Annotated in this window: 26 protein-coding genes and 1 other annotated feature; of the genes, 1 reads left to right on the top strand and 25 read right to left on the bottom strand. The window is 43.1% G+C overall.

Annotated features, from left to right (window positions below):
- Positions 1–22: 22 nt before the first annotated feature.
- The 23 genes from galU to miaA form a co-directional block, all read right to left on the bottom strand.
- The gene (gene galU, locus ACSYSL_RS00130; protein ID WP_010691616.1) at positions 23–898 is read right to left on the bottom strand and encodes a UTP--glucose-1-phosphate uridylyltransferase GalU; all 876 of its coding nucleotides are present in this window, start codon (positions 896–898) and stop codon (positions 23–25) included.
- Positions 899–967: 69 nt separating this feature from the next.
- Positions 968–1,978 (bottom strand): NAD(P)H-dependent glycerol-3-phosphate dehydrogenase, encoded by a 1,011-nt coding sequence (locus tag ACSYSL_RS00125; RefSeq protein WP_491708662.1) that lies wholly within the window; start codon positions 1,976–1,978, stop codon positions 968–970.
- On the bottom strand, positions 1,971–2,936 hold the full coding sequence (gene hprK, locus ACSYSL_RS00120) for an HPr(Ser) kinase/phosphatase (RefSeq protein WP_010691618.1): 966 nt from the start codon (positions 2,934–2,936) through the stop codon (positions 1,971–1,973). The genes ACSYSL_RS00125 and hprK overlap by 8 nt, the downstream gene beginning before the upstream one ends.
- 4 nt (positions 2,937–2,940) lie before the next feature.
- Positions 2,941–3,294, bottom strand: a complete 354-nt coding sequence (locus ACSYSL_RS00115; protein WP_491708661.1) for a phage holin family protein — start codon at positions 3,292–3,294, stop codon at positions 2,941–2,943.
- 103 nt (positions 3,295–3,397) lie between these two features.
- Positions 3,398–4,072 (bottom strand): phosphate signaling complex protein PhoU, encoded by a 675-nt coding sequence (gene phoU / locus ACSYSL_RS00110; RefSeq protein WP_010691620.1) that lies wholly within the window; start codon positions 4,070–4,072, stop codon positions 3,398–3,400.
- Between the two features lie 46 nt (positions 4,073–4,118).
- Positions 4,119–4,886 carry a phosphate ABC transporter ATP-binding protein PstB gene (pstB, locus tag ACSYSL_RS00105; protein ID WP_010691621.1) on the bottom strand — a complete coding sequence of 256 codons (768 nt, stop codon included), beginning with the start codon at positions 4,884–4,886 and terminating at the stop codon, positions 4,119–4,121.
- Positions 4,883–5,647, bottom strand: coding sequence for a phosphate ABC transporter ATP-binding protein PstB (gene pstB, locus ACSYSL_RS00100; RefSeq protein ID WP_420889344.1), 765 nt, complete (start codon positions 5,645–5,647; stop codon positions 4,883–4,885). The genes pstB (ACSYSL_RS00105) and pstB (ACSYSL_RS00100) overlap by 4 nt, the downstream gene beginning before the upstream one ends.
- An 85-nt stretch (positions 5,648–5,732) precedes the next feature.
- Positions 5,733–6,617 (bottom strand): phosphate ABC transporter permease PstA, encoded by an 885-nt coding sequence (gene pstA / locus ACSYSL_RS00095; RefSeq protein ID WP_010691623.1) that lies wholly within the window; start codon positions 6,615–6,617, stop codon positions 5,733–5,735.
- Positions 6,617–7,540 carry a phosphate ABC transporter permease subunit PstC gene (gene pstC, locus ACSYSL_RS00090; RefSeq protein ID WP_010691624.1) on the bottom strand — a complete coding sequence of 308 codons (924 nt, stop codon included), beginning with the start codon at positions 7,538–7,540 and terminating at the stop codon, positions 6,617–6,619. The genes pstA and pstC overlap by 1 nt, the downstream gene beginning before the upstream one ends.
- Positions 7,541–7,556: 16 nt before the next feature.
- Complete coding sequence (locus ACSYSL_RS00085) at positions 7,557–8,438, bottom strand: phosphate ABC transporter substrate-binding protein PstS family protein (RefSeq protein ID WP_010691625.1); 882 nt, start codon at positions 8,436–8,438, stop codon at positions 7,557–7,559.
- Positions 8,439–8,618: 180 nt separating this feature from the next.
- Positions 8,619–9,731 (bottom strand): recombinase RecA, encoded by a 1,113-nt coding sequence (gene recA / locus ACSYSL_RS00080; protein ID WP_491708660.1) that lies wholly within the window; start codon positions 9,729–9,731, stop codon positions 8,619–8,621.
- Positions 9,732–9,856: 125 nt separating this feature from the next.
- Positions 9,857–10,432: a CDP-diacylglycerol--glycerol-3-phosphate 3-phosphatidyltransferase gene (pgsA, locus tag ACSYSL_RS00075; protein WP_010691627.1), complete on the bottom strand. Its 576-nt coding sequence runs from the start codon at positions 10,430–10,432 to the stop codon at positions 9,857–9,859.
- A gap of 11 nt (positions 10,433–10,443) precedes the next feature.
- Positions 10,444–11,292 carry a helix-turn-helix domain-containing protein gene (locus ACSYSL_RS00070; protein ID WP_010691628.1) on the bottom strand — a complete coding sequence of 283 codons (849 nt, stop codon included), beginning with the start codon at positions 11,290–11,292 and terminating at the stop codon, positions 10,444–10,446.
- Positions 11,285–12,565, bottom strand: a complete 1,281-nt coding sequence (gene yfmH, locus ACSYSL_RS00065; RefSeq protein ID WP_491708659.1) for an EF-P 5-aminopentanol modification-associated protein YfmH — start codon at positions 12,563–12,565, stop codon at positions 11,285–11,287. The genes ACSYSL_RS00070 and yfmH overlap by 8 nt, the downstream gene beginning before the upstream one ends.
- On the bottom strand, positions 12,562–13,884 hold the full coding sequence (locus ACSYSL_RS00060; RefSeq protein WP_491708658.1) for a M16 family metallopeptidase: 1,323 nt from the start codon (positions 13,882–13,884) through the stop codon (positions 12,562–12,564). Before ACSYSL_RS00060 ends, yfmH begins: the two co-directional genes overlap by 4 nt.
- A 29-nt stretch (positions 13,885–13,913) precedes the next feature.
- Positions 13,914–14,771 (bottom strand): amino acid ABC transporter substrate-binding protein, encoded by an 858-nt coding sequence (locus ACSYSL_RS00055; RefSeq protein WP_056994988.1) that lies wholly within the window; start codon positions 14,769–14,771, stop codon positions 13,914–13,916.
- Complete coding sequence (locus ACSYSL_RS00050) at positions 14,768–15,406, bottom strand: amino acid ABC transporter ATP-binding protein (protein ID WP_187753163.1); 639 nt, start codon at positions 15,404–15,406, stop codon at positions 14,768–14,770. Before ACSYSL_RS00050 ends, ACSYSL_RS00055 begins: the two co-directional genes overlap by 4 nt.
- Positions 15,407–15,408: 2 nt before the next feature.
- Positions 15,409–16,050 carry an amino acid ABC transporter permease gene (locus ACSYSL_RS00045; protein ID WP_187753162.1) on the bottom strand — a complete coding sequence of 214 codons (642 nt, stop codon included), beginning with the start codon at positions 16,048–16,050 and terminating at the stop codon, positions 15,409–15,411.
- 48 nt (positions 16,051–16,098) lie between these two features.
- Positions 16,099–16,327: a binding site (T-box leader), on the bottom strand.
- A 40-nt stretch (positions 16,328–16,367) separates the two neighbouring features.
- Positions 16,368–16,892 (bottom strand): rod shape-determining protein MreD, encoded by a 525-nt coding sequence (mreD, locus tag ACSYSL_RS00040; RefSeq protein ID WP_010691634.1) that lies wholly within the window; start codon positions 16,890–16,892, stop codon positions 16,368–16,370.
- Positions 16,893–17,747, bottom strand: a complete 855-nt coding sequence (gene mreC, locus ACSYSL_RS00035; RefSeq protein WP_491708657.1) for a rod shape-determining protein MreC — start codon at positions 17,745–17,747, stop codon at positions 16,893–16,895.
- Positions 17,748–17,812: 65 nt separating this feature from the next.
- Positions 17,813–18,820 (bottom strand): rod shape-determining protein, encoded by a 1,008-nt coding sequence (locus tag ACSYSL_RS00030; protein ID WP_010691636.1) that lies wholly within the window; start codon positions 18,818–18,820, stop codon positions 17,813–17,815.
- Positions 18,821–18,916: 96 nt separating this feature from the next.
- Complete coding sequence (ykzS, locus tag ACSYSL_RS00025; protein ID WP_010691637.1) at positions 18,917–19,090, bottom strand: protein YkzS; 174 nt, start codon at positions 19,088–19,090, stop codon at positions 18,917–18,919.
- Between the two features lie 8 nt (positions 19,091–19,098).
- A complete protein-coding gene (gene miaA / locus ACSYSL_RS00020; protein WP_010691638.1) occupies positions 19,099–19,998 on the bottom strand; it encodes a tRNA (adenosine(37)-N6)-dimethylallyltransferase MiaA in 900 nt (299 codons plus the stop codon).
- Between the two features lie 82 nt (positions 19,999–20,080).
- Between miaA and ACSYSL_RS00015 the strand changes: the two genes are divergently transcribed.
- Complete coding sequence (locus tag ACSYSL_RS00015; RefSeq protein ID WP_491708656.1) at positions 20,081–20,266, top strand: DUF3042 family protein; 186 nt, start codon at positions 20,081–20,083, stop codon at positions 20,264–20,266.
- A gap of 39 nt (positions 20,267–20,305) precedes the next feature.
- Here the strand turns inward: ACSYSL_RS00015 and ACSYSL_RS00010 are convergent, their stop codons facing one another.
- Both ACSYSL_RS00010 and ACSYSL_RS00005 read right to left on the bottom strand, forming a co-directional pair.
- Entirely contained in the window at positions 20,306–20,707 is a 402-nt protein-coding gene (locus ACSYSL_RS00010) for a rhodanese-like domain-containing protein (RefSeq protein WP_010691640.1), read from the bottom strand.
- Positions 20,708–20,768: 61 nt separating this feature from the next.
- On the bottom strand, positions 20,769–21,464 hold the full coding sequence (locus tag ACSYSL_RS00005) for an adaptor protein MecA (protein WP_491708655.1): 696 nt from the start codon (positions 21,462–21,464) through the stop codon (positions 20,769–20,771).
- Between the last annotated feature and the right edge of the window lie 115 nt (positions 21,465–21,579).

Genomic DNA, 21,579 nt, shown 5'->3' with positions numbered 1-21,579 from the left:
GACTAGACCTCTTCCAAAAAAATTACAACTTAGCAGCCAATTCCTTAATGTAAGCTCGTAATTCGTCCTTCACTTGTGGGTGCTTCAATCCGAATTCAATATTGGTTTCCAAGAAACCAATCTTCGAACCGATATCATAACGATCGCCCATAAACTTGTGAGCATAAACATGTTGACGATTGTTCAACGTGTCAATCGCATCAGTCAATTGAATTTCGCCACCCTTGCCAGGCTTAGTCTTTTCCAACTCTTCGAAAATCTCAGGCGTCAAAAGGTAACGTCCAATAATGGCCAAATCAGAAGGCGCATCTTCAGGCTTGGGCTTCTCGACAAAGGACTTCACACGGTAAAGACCATCTTCCTTTACCTTAGCCGCTGGATCAATCACACCGTATTCCGAAACTTGTTCGTGAGGCACTTCCATCACGGCCAATGTTGATTCACCAGTTTCATGATAGCGATCAATTAATTGCTTGGTCAATGGCACTTCATCTTGCATCAAATCATCACCCAACAAAACAACGAAGGGTTCGTCTCCGATAAAGTCCTTAGCAGTCAAAATAGCATCCCCAAGTCCCTTAGGATGAGACTGACGAATGAAGTACATGTTAATGTCAGTGGTTTCTTCAACCAGCTTCAACAATTCGAGCTTGTTCTTTTCACGTAAATTATTTTCCAATTCGGGATTCGAATCGAAGTGATCTTCGATTGACCGCTTTGACTTTCCATCGACAACAACAATGTCCTCGATACCAGAAGCCATTGCTTCCCGAACAATGAATTCAATCGTTGGTGTATCAACGATTGGCAACATTTCCTTAGCCAATGCTTTCGTGGCTGGCAAAAAACGCGTTCCCAACCCAGCGGCTGGGATAATAGCTTTACGTACAGGTTTCATTCTATCCTACTTTCTAATCGGCAGTCGTGTTGCCCTACCGTCTTTGATACCATTATAACAAAATTTCCGCTAATCTTCAGCTTTAAGCGGGCGAGTCATCAATTCTTCAATACCTTCATCGATGGACTTTCCTTCATAAATCACTTGGTAAAGGGCTCTTGTAATGGGTAGATCCAAACCATAGGTTTTTTCAAAGTCAACCACAGCTTTAATCGTGTTCACCCCCTCAATCACCATTCCCATTTCTTTCTCTACTTGAGCAAGTGGTTTTCCGGACGCCAGAGAAACCCCGGCTCGGTAATTCCGGGAATTAGGTGACATTCCAGTGACGATTAAATCACCGATACCAGCTAGGCCAAGGAAGGTTTCAGACTTTGCTCCCAGTGCTCGACCAACACGGCGAATTTCGACCAAACCACGTGTTAACAAAGCGGCCTGTGCGTTTGCGCCATACCCTTTTCCAATTAACATTCCTGAGCCAATCGCAATGATGTTTTTCAGGGCACCACCAAGCTCCGATCCAATGAGATCACTATTCGTATAAGGGCGGAAATGTTCGTTAGCCAATGCCCCTTGTAAGGCCTTGGCTGCTGATTCATCATTGGAACCAATGGAGATAGCGGTCAAATCTCCTTTTACGACGTCTTCAGCATGGGACGGGCCCGAAATAACGGCCAAACCACTATAGAATTGATCTGGAATTTCTTCAGCAATCATTTGTGAAATGCGCAAATGGGTCTTTTGTTCAAGTCCCTTGGCTGCATGGGCTAAAATAACGCGTTGCTTGGACTTCGCGAGCGTTTCAGCCAGTTGCTTTGAAACAGTTCGAATGGCTTTTGTTGGCACAACAATCAAAACAATGCTAGCGCCCTGAACCGCCTCTTCCATGTTGTTCGTTGCTTGCAGTGCATTGTCGAGCTTTGCACCAGGCAAATAATGGGGATTTTCGTGCTGAGCGTTGATTTCTTGCGCCTGAGCTTCTTTGTGTGACCAAATCATGACTTGATTTTCATTTTTAGCCATCGTATTAGCTAAGGCGGTTCCCCATGAACCAGCACCTAAGACCGCAATTTTAGTCATGCTTCTTTCCCTCTGCATCCTCTTTTTCGTTTTCGGCCATTGCCTTATCCATCCGCTCCTGCAAAGTCTTTAGGGCATCATAGCCCATGCTCTGTGTACGGAACTTGACCGCGGCGGCATCAATGACCGATGCCGTATTACGACCAGGCGTAACGGGCACCACCATCTTTTTAATCTTGACGCCCAAAATCTCAAGGGTATCATCCTCATTGCCCAAACGATCGAAGTTCTCTTCGCCAATCTTACCATTCGATAAATGAATGTTTAGACGAACGGAGGCGTGCGAGCGAACCGAAACCGCACCATAAACCTGTTGGACGTCAATAATTCCAACGCCACGAACTTCCATCAAATTACGCAACACTTCGGATGGTTGTCCAATCAACCGTTGTTCATCCTCTTGATGAATATCAACACGGTCATCAGCAACCAAACGTGCCTTTCCTTGTTGAATCAACTCAAGAGCTGATTCAGTTTTACCAATACCGGCATCCCCTGTAATCAAGACGCCAAGCCCATGAACATCAATCAAGACACCGTGTACTGCTTGACGTGGCGTTAACTCACCACCCAAGTAATAAGTCATGTTCGATAAAATCTGTGAAGAAGTCAAATGAGTGGTCAAAATTGGAATATGAGCTTCTTCTGCCGCCTGTTTCAATTCATCGGCAATTGGAAGACTCGTTGAAACAACAAAGGCGGGCGTCTGCTTATCCGCCATTTTGCGGTACACCATCAACAGCTCATCGTGAGACATTCGGTCTGAAAAGGAAGTTTCAGTAATCCCCAATAACTGGACACGTTCAGGTGCATAATAGGTAAAATAACCTGTCATTTCAAGTCCAGGACGTGAAATATCCGCCGTTGTGATTGGGCGATTTAAATACTCCTGCCCAGATACAATCGTTAAACGAGTATGGTTCACCAAATCATTTACAGTTACTGCCTTTGTCGCCATGTTACTACCTCCTAATTTGAATACTTCCTTGATCAACAAAAATCAAGTTTGCAAGGGTGAGCAAAAGTGCCACCAGAAAAGCCCACCAAAAACTTTCAAAACCGAAACCTGGAATTAGCCAAGCAGTTAATTCCAACATGGCAGCATTAATAATTAGGGAAAAGGCTCCCAAACTAATAATGACCAGTGGTAGTGACAGTAAGATGAGTAATGGTTTGAGCAAGCGATTTAAAAACGCCAATACAACGGCAGCCATCGCGGCCACGGTCATATTTGCTAAAATAAAGCCCGATGGAAATAATAACGCACAGGCGAGGAAGACAGCCATGTTCACGGCTGTCTGCATAATCAAACGCATAGGCACTCCCTTAATCCTTTTTCTCCTTCCATTATAGCAAAATCTCCTTATACCATAAATTAAAAGCAACAAAAAAGGCGCTATTTCGCGCCTCTTTTACTGTTTAAATAAAGTAATTGTAACCGGGATTTAATTCAATAATCTTTCCCGTTCGCTTGTAGACAATCCATTCAGCAATATCCGTTGTGTAGTCTCCGATTCGCTTAATGTATCCGGCAATCACAAGGTAATCAGCAGCTGAATCAACCAATTCAGGATCTTCCTTCATGCCTTTTACCGCTTCTGTCCGAATCTGGGCGGCCGCGTTGGAAAGCTGGTGATTTTTGGCTGCGATTGCTTCTGAACCAAGGGCATCGTTCTTCACATAATAAGACATGACTTCGGACACCATAGTTGCGACTAATTCGCCCATCTCACCCAATTGTTTCTCAATGGACAAAATATGCTTCGTTCCCTTCACACGAATGGTTGAAGTGGCAATATTTCGTGCTTGATCACCCATTCGTTCGAGGACAGAAACCGCTTTTAAAATCGTAACAATTTCACGCAAGTCGGTTGTTACCGGTTGATAAAGCGCAATCATTTCAAAGGTCTTCTTTTCCAAAGCCGCTTCGCGTTCATTGATTTTATAGTCATTATCAATGATTCCTCGAGCACCGTCACGGTCATGTTTAATAAAAGACTGTACGGCTGCCTTGATGGTCTTGGCCACCAATTCACCCATTTCAGTAAAAGATGAGTCCAAATCAGCTAATTCATCATCAAATAGTCGACGCATCGCATTTTCCTTTCAAAATTAACAGCCCAATGGCTATGTTCGATTTTTATCCGAATCGACCAGAAATATAATCGGCCGTTTCCTGCTTTTCTGGATCGATAAAAATTTTACGCGTATCCCCTACTTCAACCAAATTACCGTTCATGAAGAAGGCCGTTCGATCAGAAATTCGTGATGCCTGCGACAAGGAGTGTGTCACGATAATCATGGCATACTGATCGCGTAATTCCAGAAGAGTATCTTCAATATTATGAGCTGACACCGGATCCAAGGCAGAAGTTGGTTCATCAAGCAACAACAAGTCTGGCTGTGTAGCTAAAACACGGGCAATGGACACACGCTGTTGCTGACCGCCAGATAGTCCGAGAGCCGATTTATTCAAGTTGTCCTTAACTTCTTCCCAAATGGAAGCAGCCTTTAAGGATTCCTCGACCGCACGGTCTAGCGTTTCCTTATCCTTCACACCAGCCAAACGCAGCCCAAAAGCTACATTATCATAGATCGAAAATGGGAAAGGGTTTGGTTGCTGAAAGACCATTCCAATTTTTTTACGTAAATCAACCGTATCCGTTGTTGGTGCATAGATATCTTGCCCTTTGAAGTTAAACGATCCGGTAACGGTCACGTTATCTTCCAAATCGTGCATCCGGTTTAACGCACGTAGATAGGTCGACTTTCCAGATCCTGACGGACCAATTAAAGCCGTAATTCCCTTCTCAGGAAAGTTCAAATCAATCCCATGCAAAGCCTCTTTGTTGCCATACCAGAGCTTAACGTTACTAGTTTCTAAGATTGTTTCATTCTCTTTTGTCATCCAAAATTACCTGAAATATAATCGTCGGTCAACTTGACCTTAGGGCGCGTGAAGATTTTACGTGTCAAATCGTATTCAATGACTTTTCCTTGGTGGAAGAAAGCCGTATAGTCCGAAATTCGAGCAGCCTGCTGCATGTTGTGCGTCACAATAATAATGGTGTAGTACTTCTTTAATTCCAATAACGTGTCTTCAAACTTAGCAGACGAAATCGGATCCAAGGCAGAAGAGGGCTCGTCAAGAAGTAAAATGTCGGGCTTTAAGGCAAGTGCGCGCGCGATAACCAGTCGTTGAGCCTGTCCCCCAGAAAGAGCAAGAGCGGACTTATTCAATTCATCCTTCACTTGATCCCAAAGAGCTGCTTGTTTCAAAGTCGTTTCCACAATTTCATCCAACTGCTCTTTGGTGTACTTACCCCGACGAGTCAGTGGAAAAGTAATGTTATCGTAAATCGATTTAGCAAATGGATTAGGCCGTTGAAAAACCATTCCAATGTGACGACGCATTTCATAAACATCGATGTCTTTGGAATTAATATCCAACCCACGATACATAATTTTACCAGTCACGTTGGCCACATCATCATTCATTCGATTCAAGGAACGGAGAAACGTTGATTTCCCAGATCCAGACGCACCAATTAACGAGGTAATTTTATACCTCTCAAAGGACAGATCACCTTCCGACAGTGCCAACTTATCCCCGTATCGAACCTGCAAATTTTCAGTCGATAAAGCAATTTCATGTCGGTCCCCATCCATTTGGTAGACAAACCGTTCCGGACGACTGTCCGAAATAAACTCGGAAACTGGTTTCAATTCTTGACTTCTTTTTGTCATGCTAACCTCACGAATTCGTTAACTTCTTATACAACAAGTTGCCTAGACGCCTTGCAGAGAAGTTGAACAAAAGAACCACAATGATTAAGACAGCCGAGGCCCCCGCCGATACAGCAGAAAGGTCGGGCATAATTCCCTCGGAATTAATCTTCCAAATATGAACCGCCAAAGTTTCAGCTGGCCGGAATGGCGAAAGTGGCGACGCTAAGTTAAAGGGATTCCAATCAGTGAAATCAAGTGTCGGAGCCGATTGCCCAGCCGTGTAAATCAAAGCTGCGGCTTCACCAAAGACACGACCTGCTGAAATGACGACCCCAGTAACAATTGATGGAACTGAGGCAGGTAAAATGACATGAATCACGGTCTCAAATCGTGACAAACCAAGTGCAGCACCTGCTTCACGCTGAAGGTTAGGAATCTGACTCAAGGATGTTTCAATCGAGCGAGTTAAAATCGGCAAATTGAAGATTGTCAGAGCAATGGCTCCTGACAAAATCGAAAAACCTAAATGAAACTTCACGACGAAAATCAAAAAACCAAATAGTCCAACCACAACAGAAGGCAACGACGACATTACTTCGATCGCTGTCCGAACAATCGTAATAAAAAGACTAGGTTTCGCATATTCATTCAAATAAATGGCAGCACCCAGTGCAATTGGAAATGAAATCAACAGGGCCAAAATTAACAAGTAAAAGGAGTTAAAGAGTTGGATGCCAATTCCACCACCAGCCTCAAAGGAACGAGCAGCAGCGGTCAAGAAGTGCCAAGAAAGATGCGGAAGTCCCCGGACCAAAATAAAGGCCAGCATGGCAATCAAAACGAAGGCCACCGAAGCGGCAATTCCATAGATGACGCCCGTTGCGATTTTATCTGCAGTCTTTGCTTTCATTATTTCAGCTCTCCTTTACGACCAATCAGGCGAATCACAATGTTAAAGATGAGCGACATCAGTAATAGAATCATGGCAAGTGACCAGAGGACGTTGTTTTGGAGTGAGCCCATCACCGTGTTACCAATCCCCATCGTCAACACCGATGTCAAAGTCGCTGCCGGTGAGACTAAGGAATCCGGCATTGTTGCGGAGTTTCCAATCACCATTTGAACCGCAAGCGCCTCACCAAAGGCACGGGCCATTCCAAAGACGATGGCCGTCAAAATCCCCGGTGTTGCCGCTCGCAAAATCACCTTATAAATCATCTGCCAACGGGTAGCCCCAATCGCCAAAGCAGATTCGCGATAGTGTCGTGGAACACCCTTTAGTGTGTCGACTGTCATCGACGTGATCGTTGGCAAAATCATAACAAACAAAACGATTGTACCGGAAAGAATTCCGAGTCCCGTACCGCCAAATATTGAACGGATGGCAGGTACAACAACCGTTAAGCCAATGACACCATAAACCACGGATGGAATACCAACCAATAATTCAATTACCGGCTGCATGATTTTAGCACCACGTTTCTTGGCAATTTCAGTCATAAAGACGGCAGTCCCAATGGCAAATGGTGTTGCAATGATGGCTGCTAGAAAAGTTACTGCAAGTGACCCCAAAATCAATGGCAGTGCGCCAACTCCCGGCATCCCAGTCTTCTTATCCACAACACTTGGGTTCCAGTTCGTACCGAAAAGAAAGTCACTCACCGAAATTTTATTGGTTGTAAAGGTTGCTAATCCACGCGTCAAAACGAAACCAAAAATTAACACAACAATCGCCGCGATGAGTACCAAAGCAGAAACTGAGATGAACTTTCCGAAACGATCTTGTTTCGTTGATAACGACGTTTTTTTAATTTTTTCAGTAATTAAATCCATTGTTCAAGCAATCCCCTTATTTGTGGGTAACATGGCCGTTAATATCACGGTCAATTTGCATTTTATTCATTGCGATATAACCGAGTTTTTCAACATACTTCTTTTGGAAAGCCGTTGACTGCATGTACTCCAAGAAGGATTTTGTATCAGCAGTTGGCTGTCCCTTTGTATAAATGTGTTCATAAGACCAAATTGGATAAGAACCATTTTCAACGTTTTCATCAGTCGGCATGATACCGTTAACTTTAACCGACGTAACATCTGATGATTTGTAGGCAAAGGCGACGTAAGAAATGGCACCTGGCGTGTTCTTGACAATTGACTTCACCATTCCAGATGAGTCTTGTTCCTGGGCTTCTTTCGAAGTAGCGCCATTCATTGCCCATTTTTCAAAGGCAGCTCGTGTTCCAGAACCTGCGGCACGGTTGACCAAAACAATCTTTTGATCATTACCACCGACATCCTTCCAGTTTGTAATTTTACCGGTGAAAATGGCGGTGAGTTGTTCCAATGTCAAATTATCGACACCAACTTCTTGATTAACAATTGGCATAATCCCAACAACGGCAACCCGGTGGTCCACAAGATTCTTTGAATTAATGCCCTTTTTTTCCTGAGCATACAAATCAGAGTTTCCAAGTGAAACGGCTCCCTGTGCAATCTGTGAAAGGCCTGTTCCAGAACCACCGCCTTGCACCGTAACCGATGTTCCAGGATGGCTCTTCTGATAATCTTCTCCAGCAGCCTCAACTAATGGTTGCAAGGCTGTAGATCCGACAGCAGTAATTGGTGCATTATTCCCATTTTTATCTCGTGTTTGATAAGCAAAGACGAGCAATCCAGCAATAACAAGAACGACAAGAGACGCTATAATGCCTCCGCGATGCGATCTTTGCATGTGCGTTTTTCCCCCACTGTGTGCAAAAGATTAATTAACAACAGAAAAAATGTTCCGGTACAAGAATGAAAACATTGCTTTTTCAACAAGCGTTCAACGAGTAAGGAACAAAGACATTATAACAAAAAAAAGCGTTGAACAACGCTTTTTAAAAGTAACTTAATCTGTCACTGTATCTTATTAAATAATTGGTTCGTCAGTCAAATCATCACCTTCAGCAGGTTTTGTCACTTGATCAGTTTCATCAGGTCCTTCTTCAGTTGCCACTTCATCACCAATGCCATAAGCATTCCGGACCTGACGATAGAGGTCTTCACGAAGTTCTGCATGTTCTGGATCATCAAGATATTCTTTTGCTTTTTCTCGACCCTGACCAATGCGCTCACCTTGATAAGCATACCATGATCCCGCTTTATCGATAATATCTTGGTCGACTGCAAGATCCAGGATTTCACCAGTCTGTGAAATTCCCTTTCCATACATGATGTCAACCTCAGCAACCTTAAATGGTGGGGCCACCTTGTTCTTGACAACCTTAACCTTCGTTAAGTTACCCATCACATCCGAACCATCTTTGATCTGCGTTGATCGGCGGACTTCCAAACGAACAGTTGAATAAAACTTCAAAGCACGACCACCTGGTGTTGTTTCGGGGTTTCCAAACATCACTCCAACTTTTTCACGAATCTGGTTAATAAAAATCGCAATCGTTCCCGTTCGGTTTAAGGTTCCCGCTAACTTTCGAAGCGCTTGGGACATTAAACGAGCCTGCAACCCAACGTGGGCGTCTCCCATTTCCCCCTCGATTTCGACACGTGGAACCAAGGCGGCAACAGAATCGACCACGACCATGTCAACAGCACCAGATTGAACCAAGGCATCGGCAATTTCCAATCCTTGCTCACCTGTATCTGGTTGTGACAAAAGCAATTCGTCCTTCTTAACACCTAGTGCCTCGGCATACTTAACATCCAACGCGTTTTCAGCATCAATATAGGCCGCAGTTCCGCCAGCCTTTTGAATTTCAGCGACTGCGTGCAAGGCAATGGTCGTTTTTCCAGATGATTCTGGTCCATAAACTTCCACAATTCGGCCCTTTGGATACCCACCAACGCCTAAGGCAATGTCTAATTTAACAGAACCAGATGGTGATGTCGCAATCTGTGTGGTCTGGTTATCAGCAAGGGTCATAATTGATCCTTTACCAAAATTCTTTTCAATTTTTTTGAGCGCTTCATTTAAGGCAGCCTGACGGCCATCCTTCTTTTTTTCACTCGTCTTCTTTGCAACCATTTGAAAACTCCTTATTGTCTATCCACTAGTTTACGGATTTACGATTGAAAAAGCAAGTGTTTTTCGAACATTTGTTCGCATCATTTCCCCTTCAATTATTATAACGAAAAAAGCGCCTAAAGCGCTTATAATCCGTCAGCAAAAACGGAACGGTTTTGCCAAAAATAATCAATGCCGGAATAAATCGTAAAGAAAACGGCAATGTAGAGAAGACCTTCACCAAACGGTAAACCGACCAACGAGAACGGCCAATCCTTCAAATAGAGGAAGAAAATAGCAAACATCTGGGAGAAAGTCTTAATTTTGCCTGGCCAAGCTGCTGCAAGTACGGTGCCATTGTTTTCAACGACTAACGTACGTAATCCCGTTACTGCCAGCTCGCGAATCACAATCACCGTTGTAACCCATGCTGGAACATCGCCAAAAGCCGTTAAGTAAATCAAGGCGGTCATCACAAGCAACTTGTCAGCCAGTGGATCGAAAAACTTTCCAAAATTAGTCACGAGATGACGCCGACGAGCAATTTGTCCATCTAAAAAGTCAGTTAAGCAAGCGACAGCAAAGACAATCGCTGCCATTACCCAGTTCAGGCTTGGATTACCGAACAAAACCGTCGCATCTTGTCCTGGCCATGAAAGGAGCAGAACAAAAACTGGAATTAAAATAATCCGAAACACTGTTAATTTATTAGGTAAATTCACTTTTTAAACCCTCACTTACTAAAATTCAACATAACGGACCAAGTCGTTGCACCAGTTGGTAAGCTTGGTACATCCACATGATTATTATTCAAAGTTAACGAAACATGACTAACCTGACCAACCAAGACCGTCACGGTTGCCGTATTGGCAGGGAGATCAATCGTTTCTTCTGCATCCTTTGCCACTGTCTTGTTGAAAAGCACTTTACCCGTGCCGTCCGTCACTTTCAACGTGGTATCGCCATTTTGTCCCTTAGCCACTAACTTGTGATCCTGAGCTAATGAATTCGCAATGTTATAAGTAGTCTTCTTATTCGTTGTGTCAGTCTGGGGATTCTCCAGCTTTAATGAGTTAGCCGATGAAGAGGAAACAGATGACGACTGTGGTACCGAAGATGATGAAACATGTACCGTATCATCAGAAGAACTGTTATTACTTTGATTCATCCTCGTCATCGCAAACCAGATAACAGCCAGCACAACCAAAGCGAGGATGGCCATCCAAATCTTTGGAATCCATCCACGAAAACGGTTCTTAGCCGTTTCACTTGTGCCCATTCCCGCGCGAACAACACCATCATCATCACGGTGAGCGTAGGACAAATCTGACGAAACGTAAGGATCAAAAGCTACCTCATCAAATAAGTCGTCAGGATTTAAACCAACGGCTTTGGCAAACTTTTTTGCGAAAGCACGCGTATAGAATGGACTAGGCAATTCATCCTCATTGTCCTCTTCAATTGCTTTTAAAAACTTAGGCTGAATCTTTGTCAGCTCTGCCAATTGTTCAAAGGTATATCCCTTTGCCAATCGAGCCTCTTTTAATTCTTGCCTTACTTCACTTGTTAAACTTTCAACCATTATCTTGCTTCTTTACAATAAATTGAGCCAACTGGCTCCGTTTAAAAGTGACCCTGGCATAGTCTGCCAAGTCCCTTTGTTCTAACTGATTCAACAGGTTCATTTTATCAAAGAGTGACAAACCGTACAAGGCTAAATCCTCGTCTAGGGCAAGGCTGGTTAGCTGATCTTGTTGCTGAATTTTCTCACCAATCAAACTTCGTTTCAATAATGAAAAATCCGTTGAGTCTTCGCTTAGAATTTGCTCAACCAAATTCAACCTTGTCTGAATGACTTTTTCTTGCTCCTCGGCACGGGGACCCGATGAAAAAAACATGACGTAGGCGTAGCCGGGCATCATCGAAACTTCAAAATCAAAGTCATCCCCCAAAACGCCCTCTTGATAACACGACTGATACCAATCCGTTTGTTCACCAAAAACAAGCTCCAAAACAAATTCGGCCAGTAGTTCTTGTTCAGCAAGACATCGATTGGGGCGCATTTCAAGTCCACCTAGCCAAGCAATTCTCTCTAAACTGACATTAAGCTTTTCTTCATCTTGACGAACCTGTACTGGTCGACCATTGGCAAAGTCAACACTTATTTTTCGTGCTTTTGTTAACACGCCTGCTTGCTGATTCGATTGAATCCACTGGCAAAGTTGGTCTTGATTCAAATCACCAACAACCGTCAACACCATGTTATCCGGTCGATAATAGTTATGATAAACGTCATAGAGAACTTCAGAAGATATTTTTTGGAGGCTAAAAGCATCACCAGCAATATCTTTTGCCAATTGGCTGTTCGGGTAAGCTGTTCTTAACATTCCCTGATAGAGTCTCGAATCGGGATCGTCTTGATAGCTAGCAATTTCTTCTTCGATAATGCCCCGTTCCCGCTTCACAGATTCCTCAGAAAAAACGGGTGTCTGTACAAAATCCAGCAGCAACTCAATATTTTCACGAAGATTTTCATGAGTGGCAAGATAATAACAGGTCACTTGATTTGATGTAAAAGCATTCCCATCAGCGCCCAAGTCAGCCATTTTAATTAGGACATCGCCTTCGGGTTTATCAAACAGTTTATGCTCTAAGAAATGGGCAGTCCCCGCAGGTATGGTTTTCGTTTTGCCCTTGCGATCCTGATAAGTAGACGTCAGAGAACCAAATTTGACCGTGAGTGAAGCAACCGTCTGTTTGTAACCTGGTTTGTTGATTAGATTCACAGTCAGGCCGTTTTGCAGCGTCAAAAACACGACAGGGTCTTGTCCAGTTCTGAGCCAATTCTTTTTCATAAAGGCTGCTCCTTCTTCGTTAAAATAAAGGTTGATTGCCGTTTCAATTGCTTAGCTGAAGCCATCACTTCTTTTCTGGTAACTAAGGGTAGCTTTTGCTCAAAAAGTTGGTCATCCACTGGTTCTCTACTAAGCAACTGCAAAAATTTTTCTAAAGCAAGACTTTCAACAGCATCTGCTGTCCGGAAGCGTTCACCTAAAACCGTTTTTCTGGCCTGAGAAAACTGTTCATCGGTGAATTGCCCCGCAATGATTCGTTGCAACTGATCGTCAATTTTTTTGAGAAGTTCTTGTGCTTCTTTTGGCTCACATTCGGCGATAACGGTTAATAGGCCGACACTAAACTGAGCACGCGATGAAATATTGTACGCTAACGATGCTTTCTCTCGAATTTCGGTAAAGAGCAGAGAAGCAGGGCCACCACCGAAAAGTGCATTTAGTACACCGAGAACCTCAAAGCTTCCGTTCTCATCCTCAGGCAACTCGTATTGAACAATGACCACTGCCTGTTCAATACTAAGCGACGATTCGACCTGGTTACTTGGTTTTTGTAGGGCTGGTCGTTCAGCAGCACGAAAAGGAATAGGCGCGTTGCTAGCCGGCCAAGCACGAACGACTTTTTCAATTAATCCCTCAGGCCATTCGCCGTGTGCGAAAAGAAACCGCTGATTCTCTTCGAGCATCTCTTGGTAGCTGCCACTGAGTTCAGGGATTGTTAATCGCTCAATCTGCTTTGGATCACCTAAAATCGAAGCCTGTTGTCCTTCGTCTAAAAAAAGATACTCTCTTGAACGGTCAATTGCCTGCGCAACTTTGTCATCTTCTCTTGCCAAAATTGCTTGAATCAAATTCTTTTTTTCATTTTCAATCAACTGCTGATTGATTGAAAGAAAATCGAAATCGAGGCCGAAAATCATTTCCTTCATGAAAGTCATGATTTCTTCAATCATTTGCTCCGATTCCAAAGCATCCTTTCCCAATCGACTCCCTTTTGCAAATGTTATTCGAAATAACAAAACATCAAGATTACCGTAGGTCAATACACGAACAGCATAACTCGCACCATAAAGAGCCATTAATCGACGTGATACAGCCTGTTGGTTCGGATATTTTTTTGCATGTACTGCCATGAGATAAGAGAGTAAGGCACGACTGTTGATATGTTTCAAACGGACAGGTGCTACAAAACCAAGCATTAAGACATTACTATTAAACTGTTGTGATTCCACTTGATGAATATGCCAAGAATTAACAATCTTATTTTGAATTTGCTCTGCCATACAACTCCTTACAAAAAAGTCGCGGCTAACTTTTAGCACGCGACTTCAGTACTGTTACTAGTGATAATCTAGGTTAAATTCTGACTACTTTGCCCAAACCAGCGCAATTCTAGTTCATGAACGTAACCAGACTTTTCAAGTTTTGCCAATTCACGATCTACTGCACGACGTAGCCCATTGTCACCCTTTCGGAAGGCCACCACGTCGTCAGATACTGCAAAACCACCAGTCATAATCCCGTAATCATTGGGGTTCGCCTGTTGCTTAATGTAGTAACGGGCATAGTCTTCATCAACGAGTAGCCCCGTCAATCGGTTGGCGTTCAAATCGGTAAAGGCCTTATCGAAAGTATCATAACCTACCGCCTTTTGACCAGCAATATACTTTTTCAATACACTGGGTTGACTGTTCAACGCTGTTTCGCCTGATGACCCGGTCTGCACACCAAGAACCTTCCCCTGCATATCGGAGAAGTGCTTCACCCCTGAACTCTTTTTAACAACCAATGCCAATTGAGAACGGTGGTAGGTCGTTGAAAAAGCAACTTGTTTGGCCCGCTCAGGCGTTTTTGTATAGCCATTCCACAAAGCATCGATATTACCGGTATTTAATTCCGTTTCCTTCATGGACCAATCAATTGGCTGCCAATTGACTTTAATCCCCAGGTTAGAAAAGACTTTTTCCGCCAAATCAACATCAAAACCAACAATTTTACCAGCACTATCCCGAAAACCCATTGGAACAAATGTGTCATCTAACCCAATGGTGATGGACTTCTTTTCCTTAATTTCCGACCACTGGTCTTCCTTTGCTTGGACATTACCGTTACTAGGTTTTAGCAATATTACGACAGCCCATGCAATTAAAGCGAAAAAAACAAGTGCCACAATCGTATTGACTGTGATTTTTTTCTTTTTTGAAATCATCGATGAACCTCTTTTTCAAAATCGAAAGTCTCATCGGCCACCTTTTCAGCAAATGGCAAGTCATGGGTAACGACTATTTGCGAGACGCCTTCCGCTTTTAGCGATAGCATGATGGCCACTACCTGTTCTGTTGCCTTTTCATCCAATCCTGATGTTGGCTCATCGTAGGCGATAACCTGTGGATCCATTGCCAAAGCACGGGCAATGCCCACACGCTGTTTTTGCCCACCAGAAAGTTGATAAGGATAAAGATCAGCTTGCTCGGTTAATCCAAGTTTAGCCAACAAATCATTCGCTTTCTGATTAGCCTCATCCTTACTCATTTTCTTGACGCTCATTGGAGCCAGAATAATATTATCACGCACAGTGAGGTGAGGAAAAAGGTTAAAGTCTTGAAAAATCAACCCTATTTTTGACGTAACGGCTGGGTCTGAGATTGAATAGGACTGACCATCCATTTCAATTTCACCAGATTGTGCTGCCTCTAATCCAGTTAACGTCTTAATCAATGTCGTTTTACCGATACCCGACGGACCTAAAATAGCCAAAACCTCGCCATCTTTCAAAGTTAATGAAAGGTCACGAAAAATAACCTTTTCCCCATATTGCTTGGATAATCCTTTGATTTCAATCATGCTTACCTCCAAACATTCAAACGCTTTTCACTTGCACGAAGCGTAATCGTGACAACCGCCGTCATGATGAGGTACAAAACCCCAACGATTAAGTAAGGCACTAAGGTCACGTCCCGAGCAGCCGCAATGGAACCTGCGCGAAGAATATCACCCAACCCAATGACATAAATTAACGACGTGTCCTTTACTAGGTTCACCACTTCGTTTCCAAAGGAAGGAACAACGATTTTAACAACCTGTGGCAAAATGACTTTGAAAAAAGTCTGGCCCTTTGACAAACCCAGAACCTTAGCCGCATCAAACTGTCCCTGAGGGATTGATTGGAGTCCTCCACGAAAGATTTCGGCCAGATAAGCAGCGTAGTTAATAATAAAGGCAAAGGCCGCCGCTTCAAAACGTGTAAAAGACACGCCGACCATGGCCAGGCCATAGTAAATAAAAATCAATTGAAGTAACAGGGGCGTTCCACGCATGATCCAAATGTAGCCATTCACTAACCACCGAATCGTAAAGTATGGTGACTTCATTGCCAAAGAAGCCAAAATGCCCAGCGGAACAGACCCGATAATGGTGATAAAGAACACACCAAGTGTCATTTGTAGCCCAGCTAGAATACCAGGTAAGAAAGTCATCACATTTTCCATCTCAATCTCCAACATAAAAACATAAAAAAAGCCCTCCAAGCAAAGCGCTTAGAGGGCGAATAGACGCGGTCCCACCTCATTACTACAACACCATCACTGGCGCTGTCTCAAGACGTTTAAAAAAACATCCGTGCATAACGGGCACAACCGATGCTGACTACTACAAAATTCGCCAACACACTCCTAGGGGTGTTTCACACTTAAAACTTGCTTACTTCCAATAAACGTAAGCTTCCTGAAAAGTCTTCAAGTGCTACTGCCTAATCAACGATTTAACTTGAATTTAATTATAACGGTGAGCGACCAACATTGCAAGTTTAGCCCAGTCGTTGAAATAACGACCAAGAAGGGAAATAAAAAATCGTCGCCAGAATCAAATTAAACAAAATAGTCGGTAATACCAGATAAACAAAAAACGGTAGCAACGTAAGGTTGTCTGCTCCAATCATAATCCCAGCAAACAACGTCACCAACAAGTACACTAATTGTCCAATTAGGAGAAGTAACAACCCCGACATTAGGCGCTCATCAAAGAATGGTCGTAACTTTTCCATCACAATCGTTCCCAGTAGAAAGGCCAAAGTGTAGGTGCCGAGAATACCGGTATAAAAGATATCAAACAGAACCCCAAAGACAACAACGTAGACATAAAAAGGTAAACGATCGATAACGCCAAACTGAATAGCGTAAAACAGCCAAGTAAAAGTCAACATTGGAATTGCATGGATGGGTTCCTTCATCAAAAGTCCCAGGGACGCAGCTAAATTACCATCCACAAGGAACAGCACCAACAAAACGACCGGGAAAATAAATTGTAATCGTAAAAATTGCCAACCTGCCATTTAAGACTCCACGCTACTTTTTGCAACTAGAACCGACGTAATTTTGGATAAATCAGATGCTGGTTCAATATAAATTTTCTTTGATAAACCATACGAATCGGTTGTTACATCAGCGATTTTACCAACCAGCAGACCGGCGGGCACCAGACCACCAAGACCAGAAGTCACAACCATATCGCCCTTATTCATTGTCGCTTGGTTAGCCACAGATCCCATGACTAACAACTTCTTATCCGCATCATAATCCGTTAGAATACCATTCGTATCCCCCGCCGAATCTTTAACCGTAATGGCAATGTGATTCGTATCTTCCGAAGTATCTGAAATCAGACTAACTTTGGAATTGACGGTGTTGACCTCTGTAATTAAGCCAATAATACCGGAATCACCCAGAACGGGCATGCCTTTTTTCAAGCCAGACTTCGCTCCCTTATCAATCACTAATTGGGAATTCCAAGTAGTTGGTGAGCGCGAAATGGTCACTGCTGAAATGGTTTGATAATCAGTCAGTGTGTTTTTTAATTGCAATTGCTTTTTTAGCGATTGATTTTCTTCTTCAACAGTTTGCAACTTTACTTTGTTCTGTGCATAACCATCCAATTTTGACTTCAATGCTTTATTCTCTGAAAAAGTATTCAAAAGATTAGCCAACGAATTGGCCCGATTTCCCACCGCATTGGTAGGAATTGAAATGACTTTAGCAACCCCACCAGTCAAATCATTAACAACCCGTTGAAAAAAAGGTGGCGTGTTTGTCCGTTTTGCGAACCAATTCGAACCGGTAATCAGGCCGACCACCACCAAGAATCCGATAATCAATAGGACAACGGTACGTGATGAAAAGATTTTACGCATGTTCTATCATTCCCTTCTTTACCAACAAAATAAAAGCGTAGCGCAAGCGCTACGCTTTTTTATCATTAGCTTCGACGCAAGATTTCAAGTGACTTTAGTGATTCACCGACACCCTTAACAACGGCATCCATTGGATCCTCAGCGACAATGACGGAAACCTTCGTAACAGCTTCAATCATGGCTGGCAAACCGTTTAATTGGGCACCACCACCAGTCAGCACCATGCCGTGATCAATAATATCAGCCGCAATTTCTGGTTGCGTTGATTCAAGGGTTTCACGGATTGCATTCACGATTTCGTTAATCGGATCTTGGATAGCCTGAGCAATATCAATAGCAGCCACATCAATGGTCTTTGGCAACCCTGTCAACAAATCACGACCACGAGCCGTTGAAGGTGGTAGGGTCTCGGCTTCTTCTAATGAAACGGTACCAACTTCAATCTTAATCCGTTCAGCTGTCGCTTCACCAATTGCCAAATTGTTATTGTTTCGAACATAAGACACAATGGCATCGTTCAATTTATCACCTGCAAAGCGAGTCGAACGTGATGAAACAATGCCTCCAAGTGAAATCGTGGCAACGTCCGTAGTCCCTGCTCCGAAATCCACCACCATCGAACCAGTTGGTTCCATTACCGGCAAACCTGCACCAATAGCAGCGGCAAACGGCTCTTCGAGTACATAAGCATCACGAGCCCCGGCCACACGCGCTGCGTCAATCACAGCACGACGTTCCACAGCCGTAATCTTGGCTGGAACACCCAGTGTCACAAAGGGCTTTCCAACGCGACCACCTAATGCTTTCTTCAAGTAATAAGAAATCATCGCGACCGTTGTATCGTAATCGGCAATCACTCCGTCACGCATTGGACGAATTGCCGCAATGGAAGCCGGTGTGCGTCCCAACATTGCGCGCGCTTCTTCACCAACGGCAATGATTTCGTTTGTTTCGGTATTTCGTGCGACTACGGAAGGTTCACGCAAAACGATTCCCTTGCCTTCAACATACACAAAAGTGTTGCTGGTTCCCAAATCAATACCGACGTTATGTTGTCCAAATGATAATGCCACAATCTTGCCTCTCAATTAAAGCCAAGCCGAACTTAGCCATTTTTTAAGTTTATTTTACTTGCTAATATTGTAGCACAAATGCCATCAACGAACACCTTATTTTGCACGTTGATATGTAACTTTTCCAGCACGATGCGCAATGCCACGAACGGTATTTTGAAAGGGAAAGTCAGACCAAGCCTTTTGAAATCTTGGAAAATCAGTTGGTTCCACATTGATTTCATCGATAACACCATTTTTCAAATCAAGTAGTGCTTTTTCGTAATCCATTCGTATCTTCACTCCTTTTTAATAAAGTCAGCAACCTTAGTCTCGGCACTTTGTTGACGGTTTTGCCAATCAATCCACTGTAGGCCATCGATCTGGTGCCGCCAATAAGTTAACTGCCTTTTCGCATACCTTCTTGAATCTTGTTGGATGGCTGAAATCACTTCTTTCAACGAACCCTGTCCCGCAAAATATGGGTAAAATTCTTTATAGCCGATACCACGCCCGGCCTGCAGATTTAACCCACCAGAATCAAATAAGAGCCTTGCTTCGTCTTCTAATCCTTTTTCAACCATCCGGTGCACACGAGTATTAATTCGTTCGTAAAGAAGTTCCCTGGGCCACTCAATGGCTAAAACCAATGAATCATAAGCGGGACGAGTCGATTCCATCTTTTTTTGACCATGCTTAGTAATTTGCAAAGCTCGAACAACTCTTGTTTTATTGTTTAAATCCGTTCGCTGCAAAATTTCCGAATTAGCCGTCTTCTTCAATTCATCCACTAATTCTTCAAGCGGTCGCTGCATGGCACGAGCTACTTCGTCTGAATCTGACTCAGCGTAATCAAAACTTTGCTGGCCGAGTAATGCTTTTACGTAAAAGCCGGTTCCCCCGACAATGATTGGGAGACGCCCCTTTTTTACTATTTTTTGAATGGCATCATCAGCCGCAGAAACAAAATCGATTACTGAAAAATTTGCTGTATATGGTACTAAATCAATAAGGTACTGTGGCACTCGCTGTAGTTCTTCACTCGTTGCCTTGGCAGTACCAATATCCAACTGCTGGTAAACCTGCAGTGAATCAGCAGACACGAGTTCCCCATTAAATTTTTCAGCTAAGTCCATCGCAAGTTCGGATTTTCCAGATGCAGTTGGACCAGCAATTACGATTATTTTTATTTTATTCATCAGTCAGTCTTTCATCAGGTAGCCGTTTACAAAACACGCTTAATCAACGATAATAGGAAGCAAAGTAGAAAAGGAGAAAATGATGGCAAAGGGATTTAAAACAGGCTTAGCTGCCGGAATTCTTGGCTCAGCATTGGCCGCAACAGCTGCAGCTTTTGGCTACAAGAAGACGGTCGTTGCCCCGCAAGAAAAGGCAGAAGAAGAGTATGAAGAAGTATCACGACAAGCAGTTCGTCGCTCGAAGGCTGCTCACCAATCACGCTTCTAATATTTCAAACAAAAAGAATCGCCAAGAGCGATTCTTTTTTTAACGCTTTTGTTTTGCAGCAAACTGACGAAAACCACCAGCCATAAGAAAAAGATTTGACCGATTAAAGCCTTCCTTCCGTAACCGCTTCGCGACACCCAATGCATTCGCCAAAGTATCTCCATAAACAAAAACAGGAATATCTTGTCGCAATCCAGACTTTCCTTGGGCTAAAGACAAAGCCGGCATGTTCCGTGCCCCTTTAAGGTGTGAACGTTTAAACGGTTCCTTTTCACGAACATCGATTAATTGGCCATGGGTCGCTTGCTGACGCTCAATAAAAGCATCAGATTTCAAAACTGTCGCTCGCCGACGAGCTAAAACGTTCGATGAAATAGCAGAAACTGCATAAAAAATCAGGAAAAAAGTCAAAATTAAGGTAATAAAGCTTAAAATTTGCATGAAAACTCTCCAAAAATTGATACGTTCATTATACCTAACTTTATCCTTCTATGCAGAGTTTTTAGGACTGTGTAAAGATACGGTTTAAAGAATGAATACCATTCCCCTCAAACAAAACCTCACCATGTTCTGCAAGAAAAGAATCACTTAGCTTTGAAAAACGACCGTACTCAACAAGGGTTGCCATCAACGCATTCATCTCATTGCTTGTCATTTCAAGATAACGAGCATCGAGTGATAAATAATAGCGACCTTGATAAAGATAAACAGAACTGCGTCCACCAAATTCATTCAACAAAGCAACTAGTGACAGTAGACCCTCAAAATCAGAAAGCTCCACAACCTCAATTCGACCCGTCACAGAAGAAGAAGGCAAAACAGTCGACTCCTTGTCCCGTTCTTGAAGGGCTTGCTTCTTCTCAAGTGATAAGTCATCAATTGGCGCCATATCATCGGCAGCCTTTTCGCTAACACTTTCTTCATCCTGACCAAGAGTCGATAAAAAGGCACCTAAAGCATCATCATCGTCCAATCTTGAAATGAATAATTCTAAACCATTCTGATTTGGTAAAACTTGAAAAGAAACCTTCTCATTGTCAACAAAGTCTTGATCAGTATCTAGCTCAGCAAGAATGTTATAAAAAAAAGTCTCAATCTTACTACGATCGGACAAAAGATCCCTTACGGATGTTCCACGATCTTTTAAGTCATCATTTTCCACCATCACACGGATAGTGTTGTCATTAATACGTTCCATTTCCATCAGATCACCTCTGTTCTCTGAAGATTTCAGATACAATCTAAGTATTTACTATATTCTAACAAAACAAAACAAAAAAACAACAGTAACACTAAATACAGTGCTACTGTTG

Source organism: Fructobacillus sp. ESL1129 (assembly GCF_058507945.1).
The sequence above is the reverse complement of the archived record's forward strand: the minus strand, read 5'-3'. Positions and strand labels throughout refer to the sequence as shown.